Origin of the sequence: Micromonospora sp. Mcm103 (assembly GCF_024519755.1) — a bacterium.
Classification (GTDB): Bacteria; Actinomycetota; Actinomycetes; order Mycobacteriales; family Micromonosporaceae; genus Micromonospora; species Micromonospora aurantiaca.
In genome coordinates this window covers 39,424-54,755 of the sequence record NZ_JALJRJ010000033.1, presented here as the reverse complement: position 1 = coordinate 54,755, position 15,332 = coordinate 39,424, and the positions used below count along the sequence as shown (strand labels likewise).

Annotated in this window: 13 protein-coding genes, 2 pseudogenes and 1 riboswitch; of the genes and pseudogenes, 9 read left to right on the top strand and 6 right to left on the bottom strand. The window is 72.4% G+C overall.

The features are described 5' to 3' along the window. Positions 1–1,060, bottom strand: a pseudogene (locus OC439_RS28745) (hypothetical protein); the annotation flags it as partial. Positions 1,061–1,169: 109 nt separating this feature from the next. Beyond that, a complete protein-coding gene (locus OC439_RS28740) occupies positions 1,170–2,822 on the bottom strand; it encodes a C40 family peptidase (protein ID WP_262016157.1) in 1,653 nt (550 codons plus the stop codon). Between the two features lie 222 nt (positions 2,823–3,044). Here OC439_RS28740 and mqnE point away from each other — a divergent pair, with 222 nt between their 5' ends. From mqnE to OC439_RS28725, 3 genes are read left to right on the top strand one after another with little or no spacing between them, the layout of a single operon-like run. After that, on the top strand, positions 3,045–4,214 hold the full coding sequence (gene mqnE / locus OC439_RS28735) for an aminofutalosine synthase MqnE (protein ID WP_120572110.1): 1,170 nt from the start codon (positions 3,045–3,047) through the stop codon (positions 4,212–4,214). Between the two features lie 7 nt (positions 4,215–4,221). Next, positions 4,222–4,650 carry a hypothetical protein gene (locus OC439_RS28730; protein ID WP_252454345.1) on the top strand — a complete coding sequence of 143 codons (429 nt, stop codon included), beginning with the start codon at positions 4,222–4,224 and terminating at the stop codon, positions 4,648–4,650. 26 nt (positions 4,651–4,676) lie between these two features. Continuing rightward, positions 4,677–4,949 (top strand): DUF4229 domain-containing protein, encoded by a 273-nt coding sequence (locus tag OC439_RS28725; RefSeq protein WP_091414468.1) that lies wholly within the window; start codon positions 4,677–4,679, stop codon positions 4,947–4,949. A 72-nt stretch (positions 4,950–5,021) separates the two neighbouring features. Here the strand turns inward: OC439_RS28725 and OC439_RS28720 are convergent, their stop codons facing one another. Then, positions 5,022–6,362, bottom strand: coding sequence for a C39 family peptidase (locus OC439_RS28720; protein ID WP_121682971.1), 1,341 nt, complete (start codon positions 6,360–6,362; stop codon positions 5,022–5,024). Positions 6,363–6,567: 205 nt separating this feature from the next. On the opposite strand from OC439_RS28720, the pseudogene OC439_RS28715 reads away from it, so the two are divergent. The 4 genes and pseudogenes from OC439_RS28715 to OC439_RS28700 all read left to right on the top strand — a co-directional run. Continuing rightward, positions 6,568–7,890, top strand: a pseudogene (locus OC439_RS28715) (M14 family metallopeptidase); the annotation flags it as partial. Positions 7,891–8,010: 120 nt separating this feature from the next. After that, positions 8,011–8,104: riboswitch (cobalamin riboswitch) on the top strand. A 107-nt stretch (positions 8,105–8,211) separates the two neighbouring features. After that, positions 8,212–9,144, top strand: a complete 933-nt coding sequence (locus OC439_RS28710; RefSeq protein WP_262016156.1) for an ABC transporter substrate-binding protein — start codon at positions 8,212–8,214, stop codon at positions 9,142–9,144. A gap of 68 nt (positions 9,145–9,212) precedes the next feature. Next, a complete protein-coding gene (locus tag OC439_RS28705; RefSeq protein ID WP_410054969.1) occupies positions 9,213–10,316 on the top strand; it encodes a FecCD family ABC transporter permease in 1,104 nt (367 codons plus the stop codon). Next, on the top strand, positions 10,313–11,092 hold the full coding sequence (locus tag OC439_RS28700) for an ABC transporter ATP-binding protein (protein ID WP_262016155.1): 780 nt from the start codon (positions 10,313–10,315) through the stop codon (positions 11,090–11,092). The genes OC439_RS28705 and OC439_RS28700 overlap by 4 nt, the downstream gene beginning before the upstream one ends. 336 nt (positions 11,093–11,428) lie before the next feature. On the opposite strand, the gene OC439_RS28695 is transcribed toward OC439_RS28700, so the two are convergent. The 3 genes from OC439_RS28695 to OC439_RS28685 form a co-directional block, all read right to left on the bottom strand. Next, complete coding sequence (locus tag OC439_RS28695) at positions 11,429–12,187, bottom strand: VOC family protein (RefSeq protein WP_262016154.1); 759 nt, start codon at positions 12,185–12,187, stop codon at positions 11,429–11,431. Between the two features lie 94 nt (positions 12,188–12,281). Next, a complete protein-coding gene (locus tag OC439_RS28690) occupies positions 12,282–13,019 on the bottom strand; it encodes an ABC transporter permease (protein WP_262016153.1) in 738 nt (245 codons plus the stop codon). A gap of 9 nt (positions 13,020–13,028) precedes the next feature. Next, on the bottom strand, positions 13,029–13,916 hold the full coding sequence (locus OC439_RS28685) for an ABC transporter ATP-binding protein (RefSeq protein ID WP_262016152.1): 888 nt from the start codon (positions 13,914–13,916) through the stop codon (positions 13,029–13,031). A gap of 149 nt (positions 13,917–14,065) precedes the next feature. Here OC439_RS28685 and OC439_RS28680 point away from each other — a divergent pair, with 149 nt between their 5' ends. Continuing rightward, positions 14,066–14,386, top strand: a complete 321-nt coding sequence (locus tag OC439_RS28680) for a type VII secretion target (protein WP_194802055.1) — start codon at positions 14,066–14,068, stop codon at positions 14,384–14,386. A gap of 12 nt (positions 14,387–14,398) precedes the next feature. Next, positions 14,399–15,325, top strand: coding sequence for a WXG100 family type VII secretion target (locus tag OC439_RS28675; protein WP_135242872.1), 927 nt, complete (start codon positions 14,399–14,401; stop codon positions 15,323–15,325). Positions 15,326–15,332 lie beyond the last annotated feature (7 nt).

Genomic DNA, 15,332 nt, shown 5'->3' with positions numbered 1-15,332 from the left:
CCGGTGGCGGCGGGGGCGGGGGTACGGGCGGACCCGGCGGCGGTACCGGCGGCCCGGGGACCGGCGGCACCGGGCCGGGCGTCGGCGTCGGCGGGGTGGGCGCGGGCGGCGCGGGCAGGGGCGGCGTGGGCCGCAGCGGCGGCTCCGGCTCGGGTACCGGCGGCGCCGGTGACGGCGGCGTCGGACCCGGAACCGGGGTCGGCGCCGGCTCGGGTTCCGGTCCGTTCGGCGCCGGGGGTTGCGCGGGCTCCGGCGGCTGGACCGGCTCCGGCGGTTCCGGGTTCACCGGCCCGGCCCGGTAGACGGTGGCGGCGGCGGGCGGCGCGGCCACCACGGAGGCGGCGACCTCCTCGGCCGAGACGCGGCTCAGGCCGGGCACCGACGCGCTGGCCCGGGCGGGCGCGGATCCGGCCTGCTCGGCGGCCGTGGACGCGCCGGTGAGCGGGGCCGGGCGGTCGACGGCGGAGGCCGGTGCCGCGCTCGGCGGAGAGTCGACCGAACCGGCTGTCGGGGACGGGGAGTCGTCGGTCCCGTCCGCCTGCACGGCCGGTGCGGTGTCGCGCTCCGGTACGGCGTCGGCAGGTGCTGCCGCGTCCGCGGTTGCGACGGGCGGCGTGGGCACGCGTGCGGAACCGGAGACGCGGGGTGCCGGGATGGCGGCCGGAGCACTGCCGGGCGTACCCGGGGAGGCGTCGCCGTCGGCCTCCGCGGCGGCGGGCGTGGGTGCCGTGCCGGCCGCGGGCTGGGACGTCGCCTGGCGTTCGGCCACCGCGAAGGCGGACCAACTGGACGGCGGCACGGTGGCCCCGGGCAGACGCCGGTCCAGCGGTGGTGGGGTCTCCGCCGGGGTGCCCGCCCGGTACGTCGTCGGGCCGGCCTGCGGAAGTGGCTGCTCGTCACCGGCGGGCGGCGGCACGGCCGAACCGGCGACCGACACCCGCGCCCGCGCGACGGCTACCGGCCCGGGTGAGGCCGAACCGTTGTCGTCGCCGGCCGGGTCGGCGGGGCCGGGCGTCGGTCCCGGGTGGACCTTCTCCGCCGGAACGTCCTGCTCGCCCATCTCGCCCCTCCGCACCCACGCTCGCCTCCGGCCGTGGCGCCGACCGGAAGTGCCTGGATCTCACCGTGCCACATTCCGGCCCGGGAGCACAGCCGGAGTGGCGGTTGGGTCAGTCGGCGCTGCTGCTCGGGCTGGCGGAGCCGCTGCCGGACGTGCTGCTCGACGGGGCGACGCTGCTTCTCGACGGGGCGACACTGCTGCTGCTCGGCGCGGCGCTGCTGGTGTCCGGCTCGGCGCTCGCGCTCTGGCTCGGCTCCGGCTCGGGCTCCGCGGTCTGGCTGGGCGGCGGCGAGCTGGGCGCCGGGCTGGACGTCGTCGGCTTCGGCGTCGGCGTGGTGGGCTTCGGCGTGGTCGGCGTCGGCTTGGGCGTGGTCGACGGCTTCGGGGTGGCCGACGGCTTCGGCGACGTCGACGGCTTCGGCGTGGCCGGCACCGTGGGCGGCGGGGCGGGCGTGGCCGGGGCGGGGACCGCTCCGATCACCCGGGTCGCGGCGTAGAGCCGGGACCAGCGGACCACCGAGATCTTGACGACGTCGCCGGTCCGCGGCGCCTCCACCATCTTGCCGTTGCCGATGTACATGGCGACGTGGTGGACGCTGGTCCAGCTGCTGCCCGAGGCGAAGAACAGCAGGTCACCGGGGAGCAGGGCGGTCGGCGAGACGGTGCGGGACCGGGTCGCGAAGTACTGGTCCTTCGCGACGCGGGGCAGGCCCCGGTAGCCGGCCGCCTGATAGGAGGCGAGCATCAGGCCGGAGCAGTCGAACCGGTCCGGGCCCTCGGCCGCCCACAGGTAGGGGTCACCGAGCTGGGCGAGGGCGTACCGCACGGCGGCGAGCGCCTTCGGGTCCGCCACCAGGCCGTCGATGCTCTGGTCGACGTACGAGGTGCCGAGCCGCTGCTCGGCGGCGTCCGCCAGGCGCTCGATCTCCAGGAGCTTGGCCGCGTTCTCCTTGCGCAGCGCGACGAGCGCGGTCTCCTGCTTGCGCAGGTCGGCTTCGGCGCGGGTGAACTCGGCGGCCTTCTCGGTCGCCCGCCGCTGGGCCGACTCGTGCGCCTCCCGCGCGATCTGCTCGGCGCTCGTGGCACGGAGGAGTTCGCCGGTCACCGACGTGGTGGCGCCCTCGGCCTTGTCGCCCCGGGTGATGCGCTGGAGGTTGGCGAACTCCCGCAGGCTGGCGCCGAACTCGCCCGGCGGCAGCGCCGCGTCGGCCTTGACCGCGTCGGCGGCGGCGCTCTTGGCGTTGTCCTGGGCGCGGCGGAGCGCGTCCACCGCCTCGGTGAGCCGGGCGGCGGACTGGGTCAGCTCGGTCTGTGCGGCGTCCCGCTCGGTCTTGATCCGGAGCAGTTCCTCGCCCAGCAGGGTGACCCGGGCGTCGAGCTGGTTGATCTGGGCGATCAGTGGGCCGTCGGCCGGGTTGGTCACGCCGGTGGTGGCACCCGCGCCGGGCAGGCCCGGGACGGTGACACCGGGCAGACCCGGGACGGTGCCGGGGAGGCCGGGAACGGTGCCCGGCACGCCGGGAACGGTGCCGGGCACGCCACGGACGCCGCCGGACGAGCCGGGCAGTTGCAGAGGGCCGGTGACCTGGGGCCGGGAGCCGGTGTCGGGCACGACGTCGGGCAGCGGGTCGGCCCATGCGGGTGTGGCGAGCGCCGCGGCCGCGACCGCCCCCAGGAGGGCGGACCAGAGCGCCGGGCGCAGGATCGGTGAGATCACCGGCTGCCGTCCTCGTCGCCGTCGGGCCTTGGTGCTGTGAGCCATACCGCTCCCCGTCCGGTCTGGGGTCCGTCACGCGTGCTTGGGGCGTGTCGGGACAGGACGGCCCTGGTGTGTGTTCCGCCCCACCCTGTCTTACCTCACCGTTGCGACGATGTCGATGTGCGGAGCGTGACGACCGGTGAACCGGCGCGACCACGTCGGCGGCCGGTCAGGCCCGCGACGTACGCTCGATCGGGAACCCAGGTGGAAGGACGTGGCTTTCGGATGGACGCCGGACTCAAGCGCGAACTCGAGGCGAAGGTGTACGCGGGGGAGCGGCTGACCCGCGAGGACGGCATCGCCCTCTACGCCAGCGACGACCTGACCTGGTTGGGCCGGCTGGCCCACCACAGGCGTACGGAGCTCAACGGCGACCGGGTGATGTTCAACGTCAACCGGCACCTGAACCTGACGAACGTCTGCTCGGCGTCGTGCGCGTACTGCTCGTTCCAGCGCAAGCCGGGCGAGAAGGACGCCTACACGATGCGTATCGACGAGGCGGTCCGCAAGGCGAAGGAGATGGAGGACGAGCAGCTCACCGAGCTGCACATCGTCAACGGCCTGCACCCGACGCTGCCCTGGCGCTACTACCCGAAGGTGCTGCGCGAGCTGAAGGCCGCGCTGCCGAAGGTCAACCTCAAGGCGTTCACCGCGACCGAGGTGCAGTGGTTCGAGAAGATCAGCGGGCTCAGCGCCGACGCGATCCTCGACGAGCTGATGGACGCCGGCCTGGAGTCGCTCACCGGCGGTGGCGCGGAGATCTTCGACTGGGAGGTCCGGCAGCACATCGTCGACCACAACTGCCACTGGGAGGACTGGTCGCGCATCCACCGGCTGGCCCACTCGAAGGGCATGAAGACGCCGTCGACCATGCTCTACGGCCACATCGAGGAGCCCCGGCACCGGGTCGACCACGTGCTGCGGCTGCGTGAGCTGCAGGACGAGACCGGCGGTTTCCAGGTCTTCATCCCGCTGCGCTACCAGCACGACTTCGTCGACTCGGCGGACGGCAAGATCCGTAACCGGATCCAGGCCCGGACCACGATGGCCTCCCCGGCCGAGTCGCTCAAGACGTTCGCGGTCTCCCGGCTGCTGTTCGACAACGTGCCGCACGTCAAGTGCTTCTGGGTCATGCACGGGCTGTCGGTCGCGCAGCTCTCGCTGAACTTCGGCGTCGACGACCTGGACGGCTCGGTCGTGGAATACAAGATCACCCACGACGCCGACTCGTACGGCACGCCGAACACGATGCACCGCGACGATCTGCTGCACATGATCTGGGACGCCGGGTTCCGTCCGGTCGAGCGGAACACCCGCTACGAGATCGTCCGCGAGTACGACGGTCCGCCGTCGCTGGCGGAGCGCCGGTCCGAGCCGCAGCAGGTCTGGGCCTGACCTGGCGATGAGCGACGAGGAACAGCAGCGCGGTTTCCCCCGGCGCGACGCCGAGGGGCGCATCCTCACCCTCGGCGACCTGCTCGGGGTGAGCCTCGCCGGCCTGGTCATCGGGCTGCTGGCGCTGCTGGTCTTCGAGTGGGCGTTCGCCACCGTCGGCGACAGCGGCTTCGGGGGTACGAACGGCTGGCTCGCGGTGATCCTGCCGCTCTGGCTGTTCTGGGACGAGTTCCGGGCCTGGGAGTTCGGGGCTGCCCGGGTGGTGGCCGCGCTGGCCGGGCTCGGGCTCGGCGTCGTCGCCGGTCTGCTGGTCGCGGGCCTGGCCTCGGGGCTGCCCGCACTGTTCACCGGCGCGTCGGCCGCGGCGGTGTTCACCGTGGTCTACGCCGTCATCTGGTTTCATGGCGTGCACTGGCTGGCCCGGCGTACGGGCTGAGGCACGGAGAGAGTGGGAATGCGGGAATGAGCGCGGCGGTCAAGTACACGCTGGGCCGGGTCGGGCTGTTCGTCGCCGTGCTGGCAGCCCTCTGGTTCGTCGAGATGAACATGTTCCTGCGGCTGATGGTGGCGCTGATCTCCTCGGCCGCGCTGTCGTTCTTCCTGCTGCGCAACTGGCGGGACGAGATGGCCGGGGAGATGGCGGAGGCGTCGGAGCGGCGTCGCGCCGAGAAGGACCGGCTGCGTACCGCGCTCGCGGGCGAGGACGAGCCGGACGCCGAGCGCCGCGACGGCTGAGCGGACGAACGAGAGGGCCCGGCGCCGGAGATGGCGCCGGGCCCCTCGCCGTTCATCGGTCGGCCGAGCCGCTCACCAGTTGGTCGAGCCCGGGACGACCGGCCACGGCCGGTCGGCCGGCTTGATCAGGTACGCGATGCCGCCGGAGCCGGAGGCCACGGTGCCGTTGGCCCGGTAGCGCTTGGTGCGCAGCCAGATCTGCTCGAACTGCTCCCGCTTGTAGACGTTGCGGACCGCGTCGTTGGACGAGGACGCCGGGTCGTTGACGATCACGTCGCCGTCGGCGGTGAAGCCGACGATCACGAACAGGTGCCCGGAGGTGCCGTAGTTGGCCCCGTCCAGCTCGCTGGCGAGGAACGACTGTGAGGTCACCACCGGGATGCCCGCCCTGATGAAGCGTTCCGCCTCGTCCAGCGAGTGCAGCCGGGTGACCCGCGCCTCCAGGCCGGGGAAGCTCGACGCGTACGCGGTGTTGAACGGCCAGTTGCCGGCGCCTTCGTACTCGTAGTCGTAGGTCATCCGGGCGGCGTGGTCGACAGTGGGGTCGGGGTAGGTGGGGTCGACCCAGGAGGTGTCCTCGGCCGAGGGCTTGCGACCCCAGTACTCGACCACCATCTCCGTCGAGGTGGGCGAGCACCACGCCTCACCGCCGCCGTCGTACTCGGGGTACTCGCCGATGTGGATGTTCTGCGAGTAGCGCGGCACGGCCAGCTCGGTGCCCCAGGCGATGCCGCCCCGGCTCGGGGTGACGGTGAACCGGTCCGGCACGTTCGACGCCATCGCGCCGACCATCCGGACCTGCGGCGCGGCGGCCTGACCGGGCGCGCGGTAGAGCGTCAGCCGCAACTGGTACGAGCGCAGCAGCACCCCGGCGTCGGCGTCGTCGATCGAGAACGTGTCGGTCCAGATGCTCGACCACGGGTCGCCCTGGCCGTCCAGCGTGGAGCGCTTGATGTCCTGGTCGCCGGAGGCCCAGCGGCCCATGACGTACCACGGGGTCTGTGCCCCGGTGTTGTACGTGCCGTGCAGCTCGACCTGGATCCAGGTGCCGGCCGGGGTGGCGGCGTTCCACGACGCGACCATCTCGGTGGCGTCGAAGCCGATCCGCCGCTCGGGCGAGGTCCAGGTGGCGTACTCCCAGGTGCGGGTCGTGCCGGTGTGCTCGTCGGTGAACTCGGTGGTGCCCGCCGGGCGGTCGATGGTCAGCGCCGGGTGGCGGCCCGGTACGGCGCGGGTGCCCTGGTGGGTGCCGGTACGCCAGTCGGGGAAGCGGGAGAACTCCTGAAAGGTGATCTGTTCGTCGTGTGTGACGCCCGGTCGCGCGGCTTGTGCCTGGACCGGTGCGCTCGTGGCGAGGAGGGTGAGCGCGGTGAGGCCGGCGAGGGCGGCCGCGCGCATGGGTCTTCCGAACATGGCAGCTCCACAGGGAGACGGCATCGTTGCCGTTCACTGTCGCGCTTGGCGGGAAGTTTCGCCAGATGTTCAGGCATAGAAAATCATTGCCGAAGTGACGATCAGGTCGGGATGGCTAAAGAAAGAGACAGATATTGATATGACCATGTGTCTCCTGGTGGAGTGTGCGGACAACGGGATCTCCCGTACCCCCAGGAGGTTGTCCATGGCCTTCCGCACCTCTCCGCTCCGCCGCCGGCTGGCGCTCGCCGCCGCCGTCGGCCTGACCATCGTCCTCACCGCGGCCGCCGCGCCCGCCGTGGCCCGGCCCGCGCCGGAAGGCTCCGGTGAGCCGGCCACAGTCGCCTACCGGGTGCTCGGCCCGCGTACGGCCGCCGACCGCACCGCCGTCGCCTCCACCGGCGCCGCGATCGACTACTCCGAGCACGGCGTGCTGCACGTCACGGCGACCAAGGCCGAGGCCAACGCGATCACCCGGCTCGGATTCCGGCTCGAGAAGGACGTCGCGCCGGACCCGGGGCACGCCGACGGGGGCATGACCGCGAACGCGTTCCCGCCGGCCGACTCGAACTACCACGACTACGCCGAGCTGACCGCCGTGGTGAACAAGGTGGTCGCCGACCACCCGACGATCGCCCGCAAGCTCAGCATCGGCACGTCGTACCAGGGCCGGGACCTGATGGCGGTGAAGATCTCCGACAACGTCGCCACCGACGAGGCCGAGCCGGAGATCCTGTTCAACGCCCAGCAGCACGCCCGTGAGCACCTGACCGTGGAGATGGCGATCTACCTGCTCAACCTCTTCACCGACAACTACGGCAGCGACTCCCGGATCACCGGCATCGTCAACTCCCGGGAGATCTGGATCGTCCCCACCGTCAACCCGGACGGCAGCGAGTACGACATCGCCACCGGCTCCTACCGCTCCTGGCGCAAGAACCGGCAGCCCAACAGCGGTTCGACAGCCATCGGCACCGACCTGAACCGCAACTGGGCCTACCAGTGGGGCTGCTGCGGCGGCTCGTCCGGCACCAAGTCGTCGGACACCTACCGCGGCCCGTCCGCCTTCTCCGCCCCGGAGACCGCGGCGCTGCGCAACTTCGTCAACAGCCGGGTCGTCGGCGGGGTGCAGCAGATCAAGGCCAACATCGACTTCCACACCTACTCGCAGCTGGTGCTCTGGCCGTACGGATACACGTACAACAACACCGCCACCGGGATGAACACCGACCAGTACAACACCTTCGCCACCATCGGACGGCAGATGGCGGCGACGAACAACTACACCCCGGAACAGTCGAGCGACCTCTACATCGCCGACGGCACCAGCATCGACTGGATGTGGGGCGCCCACAAGATCTGGGCGTACACCTTCGAGATGTACCCCGGCTCGGCCTCCGGCGGCGGCTTCTACCCGCCGGACGAGGTGATCCCGGCGCAGACCTCACGCAACCGGGAGGCCGTGCTGATCCTGTCCGAGTACGCCGACTGCCCGTACCGGGCGATCGGCAAGCAGAGCCAGTACTGCTGACCTCACCACCGGGTGGGAACCCCGGTTCCACCCCCGCCGGGGTTCCCACCCACCCCCACCGTCCGGACGATCTCCGCTGGTCGTGCGCTACCGTGGCACCGACCGTGCCACAGCGAAGCCGGTGCGAAACCGGCGCTGTCCCGCAACTGTGATGCCCCGTACGCGCGGCGCCGGCCTTCCGCCGGCGCCGACGGACGTGGGACGAGCCAGGTCGCCTGCGGCCCGGTCGCGACACGCGCTCTCGAGGAAGGGCGCCTCGCGGGCGGGCCTTTCCACCTGTCGGCGAAGCACCACACTCCTCGACCGACAGGAGGCCCCATGTCCAGACGTACCCCCCGGCTCTTCGCCACCGCGCTCGCGGCCGGCGTGCTGCTCCTCGGCGGCTGCGCCGAGAAGACCTCGACCGACACCCCCGCCGCCGGCGGCTCCGGCGGCGCGTTCCCGGCCACCGTCGGCAAGCTGACGCTGGAGAAGCGGCCCGAGAAGATCGTCTCGCTCTCGCCGACCTCCACCGAGATGCTCTTCGCCATCGGCGCCGGCAAGCAGGTCACCGCCGTCGACGACCAGTCGAACTACCCGGCCGAGGCGCCCCGCACCGACCTGTCCGGCTACCAGCCGAACGCCGAGGCGGTCGCCTCCCGCAACCCCGACCTCGTGGTGATCTCGGACAACCTCAACAAGATCGCCGACCAGCTCGTCGCGCTGAAGATCCCGGTCCTCCAGATCCCCGCCGCGGCCACGCTCGACGACACGTACCGGCAGCTCACCGACCTGGGCACGCTCACCGGCCACCGGTCCGAGGCGGACGCCGTGGTGCAGAAGATGAAGGACGACATCACCGCGCTGACCAAGGACCTGCCGAAGCGTACGGAGAAGCCGACCTACTTCCACGAGCTGGGCCCGGAGCTGTACAGCGCGACCAGCAAGACCTTCATCGGCACCATCTACGCGCTCGCCGGCCTGGAGAACATCGCCGACGCGTCCGACGCCGACGGGAAGAACGGCGGCTACCCGCAGCTCTCCCAGGAGGTCATCGTCAAGGCGAACCCCGACTTCGTCTTCCTCTCCGACACCAAGTGCTGCAAGCAGAACGCCGACACGGTGAAGGCGCGCAGCGGCTGGTCCGGCATCACCGCCGTGAAGAACAACCAGATCGTGGAGCTGGACGACGACATCGCCTCGCGCTGGGGCCCGCGCGTGGTCGACCTGCTCAAGGTGATCGTCGACGCCACCGCCAAGGTCCCGGCCTGACCGTGGCCCTACGACAGGCGGACTCCGCCCCGAACCCGGCCGGGACGCCTCGGGCGTCCCGGCCGGGCATCCGGCCGCTGTCCCGCCCCGGGCGGCGCGGGGTGCCCGGCGCGGGCGGCGCCCCGATCCGGCCCGCCGGGCTGCGTAAGCGCTGGCTGTTCGCCGGAGTCGTGGCGGTGCTCGTCGCGCTGGTGGCGGGCGTCTCCCTCGGCCCGGTCAGCCTGCCGCCCGGCAGCGTCGCGGCCGAACTGCTCAACCTGCTACCAGGCGTGCACCTGGACAGCGGGCTCACCGAGCGGGAAGTCGCGATCGTCACCGAGCTGCGGCTGCCCCGGGTCGTGCTCGGACTGCTCGTCGGCGCGCTCCTGGCCCTGGCCGGCGGCTGCTACCAGGGCGTCTTCCGTAACCCGCTGGCCGACCCGTACCTGCTGGGCGTGGCGGCCGGCGCCGGGTTCGCGGTCACCGCGGCCATCGTCCTCGGCGCCGGTGCGGGTGGCGCGCTGACCGGGCTGCCGATCACCATCCCGCTCGCCGCGTTCGTCGGGTCGCTCGGCGCGGTGGTGCTCACCTACCTGCTCGGCGCGGCCGGCGGGCGGGACCGTTCCCCGGCCACGCTGATCCTGGCCGGCGTGGCCGTCTCCGCGTTCTTCGCCGCCGGGCAGACGTACCTGCTGCAACAGCACTCCGACAACATCCAGCAGGTCTACTCCTGGCTGCTCGGACGGCTCGCCACCGCCGGCTGGCACGACGTGTGGCTGGTCCTGCCGTACTTCGTGCTCACCTCCGTGGTGGTGCTGCTGCACCGGCGCGAGCTGGACGTGCTCTCCGTCGGCGACGACGAGGCCGCCGGTCTCGGCCTGCACCCGCAGCGCTCCCGCTACCTGCTGATCGCCGCCGCGTCGCTCGGCACCGCCGCCGCCGTCTCCGCGTCCGGGCTGATCGGCTTCGTCGGCATCATCGTGCCGCACACCATGCGGCTGCTCGCCGGTTCCAGCCACCGGGTGATCCTGCCGCTGTCGATGCTGTTCGGCGGCGCGTTCCTGGCCCTGACCGACGTGGTCGCCCGTACCGCCGCCGCGCCCGCCGAGATCCCGATCGGCGTGGTCACCGCGCTGCTCGGCGGCCCGTTCTTCGTGCTGGTCCTGCGGACCGCCCGCCGGGTGGCGATGTGAACGCCCCCGCGGTGCGCGTCCACGACCTGCGCGTCGCCCTGGGCGGCACCCCGGTCCTGGCCGGCGTCGACCTCACCGTCACGGCGGGCGAGTGGGTCACCGTGATCGGGCCCAACGGCGCCGGCAAGTCAACCCTGTTGCGCGCCGTCGGCGGCCTGCTGGCCGCACCGGGCGAGGTGGCCCTCTTCGGTACGCCGATCGGCGCGCTCCGCCGCCGCGACCGCGCCCGGATCGTGGCCACCGTGGCGCAGTCCCCTGTCGTACCGATCGGCATGTCGGTGTTCGACTACGCGCTGCTCGGGCGCACCCCGTACATCCCGCCGCTGGGCCGCGAGTCCGCCGCCGACCTGGCCGCCGTGCACGAGGTGCTGGACCGCCTCGACCTGGGCCCGTTCGCCCACCGCGAGCTGGCCACCCTCTCCGGCGGCGAGCGGCAGCGCGTCTTCCTGGCCCGGGCGCTGGCCCAGGGCGCCACCCTGCTGCTGCTCGACGAGCCGACCAGCGCGCTGGACATCGGGCACCAGCAGGAGGTGCTGGAACTGGTCGACCAGCTCCGCCGCGAGCACGGACTGACAGTGCTCGCCACCATGCACGACCTCTCCATCGCCGGCGAGTACGCCGACCGTCTGGTCCTGCTCGCCGACGGCCGGGTGGCAGCCGCCGGACCACCGGAGGAGGTGCTGACCGAGGAGCTGCTGGCCCGCCACTACCGAGCCCACATCCGGGTGATCCCCGGCGACCACGGCCCCTTGGTGGTCCCCGTCCGCCCCACCTGACCCCCCGCCGCCCTTCCCGCCCTCTCCCCGCCCCCTCCCCGCCCCCTTCTCCCGTCGATCTTGCACTTCCGGCCCGGGCAAAACGTGCGTATGCCACCTCGGAAGGGCCGCAACTGCAAGATCGACGGAGCGCGCATAGATCTTGGTACGAATCGGCCCTCCTGGCGGGCCACTCCGTACCAAGATCTCGACCGGCTTCACTTCTCCTCGTCGATCTTGGACTTTTGGCCCCGGCAAAAGGTGCGTATGCCTCGCAGTGGGGGCCGCGAGTGCAAGATCGACGGGGAGGGTGGGGAGGGTGGGGCGGGGAGGGTGGGGGTGGGGGTGGGGGTGGGGTCAGCGCAGGGTGGAGATGGAGAAGAGGGCGCCGGCCGGGTCTTGTAGGGCGGCGCTGCGGCCGGCGGGGTTGTCGCGCGGCGGGACGAGGATCGTGCCGCCCAGCTCCGCGGCCCGGGCGGCGGTCGCGTCGGCGTCCTCCACCGCGAAGTAGACCGCCCAGTACGCGGGCAGGTCCTCCGGCATCGGCTCGGCCCGGGGCAGCATCCCGGCGACGATCCGGGCGCCGCAGCGCCACCCGGTGTACGCGACCGGCCCGGCCGGACGTTCCTCCGGATGCCAGCCGAAGACCAGTGCGTAGAACTCCTTCGCGCCCTCCGGGTCGGGGGTGACCAGCTCGTTCCAGCACATCGCGCCGGGCGCGTTGTACAGCTCGGCCCCGCGCATCGCCATCGGCTGCCACACGCTGAACACCGCGCCGGCCGGGTCGGCGAGGACCGCCATCCGGCCCTGCTGGGCGACGTCGAACGGGGAGACGACGACCTGCCCGCCGGCCGCCTCGACCCTTGTGGCGACCAGGTCGGCGTCGTCGGTCGCCACGTACGTGGACCAGACCGGCACCTGGTCCGGCGTGCCGGGTGGGCCGGCCCCGGCGACCGCCTTGCCGTCCTTGCGGAAGACGGTGTAGCCGGCGGCTTCCGGTTCGGGGGAGATCTCTCCGGTCCAGCCGAACAGCTCGGGGTAGAACCGTCGTGCGTCGTCCAGACCGGGCGTGGCCAGGTCGGTCCAGCAGGGCGTGCCGGGCTCGACGCCGTTCACGGTGACCCCTCTCGCCGGGGGCGGCTCCGCGCGCCCGCCCTGTCGGCATCGTGGCACCGCCGGGTCGGCCACCGGGCCGGAACCGGACAAAAGGTCAGCTGAAGCGGCGTCCCTCGTCCCGCCGGTACGCCCACCCGGCGACCGCGGCGAGCGCCACCACCCAGACCACCAGCATCACCAGCGCCCGGGGATCGGGCTGCCAGTCGGTGACGGCCGCCCAGATCAGCTCCACGGCGCCCCGGGTCGGCAGGTAGGGGGCGATCGCCTTGATGAAGCCGGGCGCGTCGTCCGGCCCGGAGAGCAGGCCGCCGCCGAACGCGAGCGGGAAGAAGACCACCTGTGCCACCACGATCGCGGCCTTGCTCGGCAGTGAGTAACCGATCGCCAGGCCGAGCAGCGTGAACGGCACCGAGACCACGGCGACCGCGCCGAGCCCGAGCAGGAACTGCACCGCGCTGACCCGGGCCTCGGTGGCGACCGCCGCGATGACCACCACCGGGATCATCGACACGTAGGTCAGCACCAGCCCGGCCAGGATCCGCCCGGCCAGCCGTGGCGCCGGCCCGGCCGGCAGGGTCCGGGTGTACGGGTTCCAGGGCTGGTCGCGGTCCTCGGCGACACCCACGCCGTACTGAAAGATGTTGGCGGTCATCACCGCGAACGTGACCATGGCGGCGGTGGCGTAGGTGGCTCCGGTGGGGTCGTCGCCGGCGAAGGGCACCACGAAGAAGAGCATCGAGGCGGCGGGGAAGAAGGCGCTGCCGAACACCGCGACCGGTACTCGGACGATCTCCATGAGCTGGTAGCGGGCGTGGACCAGGGCGAGCGGCACGGCGGCCTCCTAGGCGGGGGTGGGCGCGGGCCGGTCGTCGGCCGTGATGGCGAGGAACGCCTCCTCCAGCGAGGTGGGCCGGACCTCCAGGTCGCGGAACGGCACCCCGGAGGTGACCAGGTCGCGGACGAGCTGGTCGGCGTCGGTGGTCAGCAGGTGCACCCGCCCGTCGGCGCGTTCGGTGGCGACCACGCCCGGCAGCGCCGGCAGGTCGTCGGCGACCAGGCTGACCCGGCGTACGCCGACGATCCCGCGGATCGCGGCCACCGAGTCGTCGGCCAGCACCCGCCCGTGGCCGATCACCACCACCCGCTGCGCGAGCGCCTCCACCTCCTCCAGGTAGTGGCTGCTCAGCAGCACGGTGCCGCCGTCGGCGTGGAAGCCGCGGATCGCGTCCCAGAGCGCGTGCCGCGCCTCCACGTCGAGGCCGGTGGTCGGCTCGTCGAGCACCACCAGCCGGGGACGGCCGACGAACGCCAGCGCCACGGCGAGCCGGCGACGCTGGCCGCCGGAGAGGCCGCCGGTCTGCCGGCGTACCTGGTCGGCGAGGCCGAACCGGTCGAGCAGTTCGCCCCGCGGCACCGGGTCGGGGAAGTGCGCGGAGACGAAGTCGACCACCTCGCCGACCCGCAGCGTGCCGGGCAGGCCGGTCTCCTGCGGGGTGACGCCGAGCTGCCGCCGGCTCGCCGGGTCGCGCGGGTCGCCGCCGCACAGCTCGACCCGGCCGGCGGTGGGCCGGCGCAGCCCGACCAGCAGGTTGATCAGCGTGCTCTTGCCGGCGCCGTTCGGGCCGAGCAGGCCGACCAGCTCCCCGGCCCGGACGGTCAGGTCGACCCGGTCCAGCGCCAGCACGTCGCCGTAGCGACGGCTGACCTGTTCGGCGCGGGCCAGGATCATCGGCGATCTCCTCGCAGGTAAGTGCTGTGCCTCCCCTGTCTACCGTGCGTGCGCCGGCCCCGCTGTCCCCTGACCGGGTGCTCACATCACCTAGTCTGGGGGCGCCGTCGACGACGGTGGAAGTTCCGACCGGACACTGGGGAGGGTCCGTGACCAGTCCGAGCAGGAATCTCGACGTCCAGCCGGAGGCGCTGAGGGCATTCGCCGCCGCCTCCCGGGACCGGGCCGGCCGGTTCCGCGAGTTGGAGCGGGTGTTCCGCGACGGCCACGTGGCCCGGCACTCCTTCGGTGTGATGCCCGCGTCGTTCAGCCTCGCCGCCGCGTACGAGCAGCAGTTCGAGGCGTGCCTGCAGGGGCTGGCGGACGGTGCCGAGACCATGCTGACCGTCGCCACGGGGCTCGCCGAGACCGCCGCCGCCTACGACGACACGGACTCGGCGAACGACACGATGTTCACCGCCGGCGGCTGAGGGGGAGCGAGGATGAGCACCGAGGCGCTCCAGCGCAACAAGACCTACTTCGAGCAGATCGTGTCGGGCACGCCCGACCCGTTCAAGCCGTTGTCGAACGCGGTGCTGTGGCCGTTCGAGCAGCTCCTGGAACTGGTCGCCGGTGAGCCGGACGACCTGATGCGGGCGGCCCAGCTCGCGATGACCACCGGTGAGGCGGTCCGGCAGATCGCCGGTGACCAGATCGCCGACCGGGCGCGGCTGCGCGGCGCCTGGGACGGCGACGCGGCGGAGAAGTTCCACGCCTCGATGCAGTCCATCGAGGAGGCGATGGACGATCTCGCAAAGGGGCTGGACGGCACCAAGGAGGTGCTCGTCGACTCCGCGAACGCGTCGGTGGACGCGTTCAACCTGCTGGTCGAGCTGATCCTGGAGTTCCTGCTCTGGTTCCTGACCGAGATCATCATCGCCGCGGTGGCGGCGGCGCTGAGCGCCGGCGTGAGCCTTGCCGCCACAGTGGTGCGGGTGCTGGCCCGGCTCGCCACCACCGTCGGCCGTATGGTCAAGATCGTGGCGCGGTTCGCGGAGATCCTCACGAAGCTCGCCACCAAGCTCCAGAAGGTCGCCAACCTGCTCGACCACTACGCCAAGGTGGTGATGGAGCTGCGCCGGGCCAAGAAGGCGTACAGCGCGTTCAGCAAGTCCGGCTACACGAAGGCGGCGCTCGCCTTCAAGGTGGAACGCGCCGCCGTGCTCTTCCCGGGCAAGTTCGCCATCAACCAGGCGTCCCCGGTGAACATCCCCGGCATCGGCGGCGCCCTGCTCGACACCGGGATGGGCCTGCACGACGTCTCCGACGGGCGCAAGGACCGCAACTACCTGGTGGACGGCACGTACCGCGACGATCTCGGCCCGTACACAAAGGGCGTGCAGAACGTGTTCGACTCGATCGTGAACTGAGAGGCAG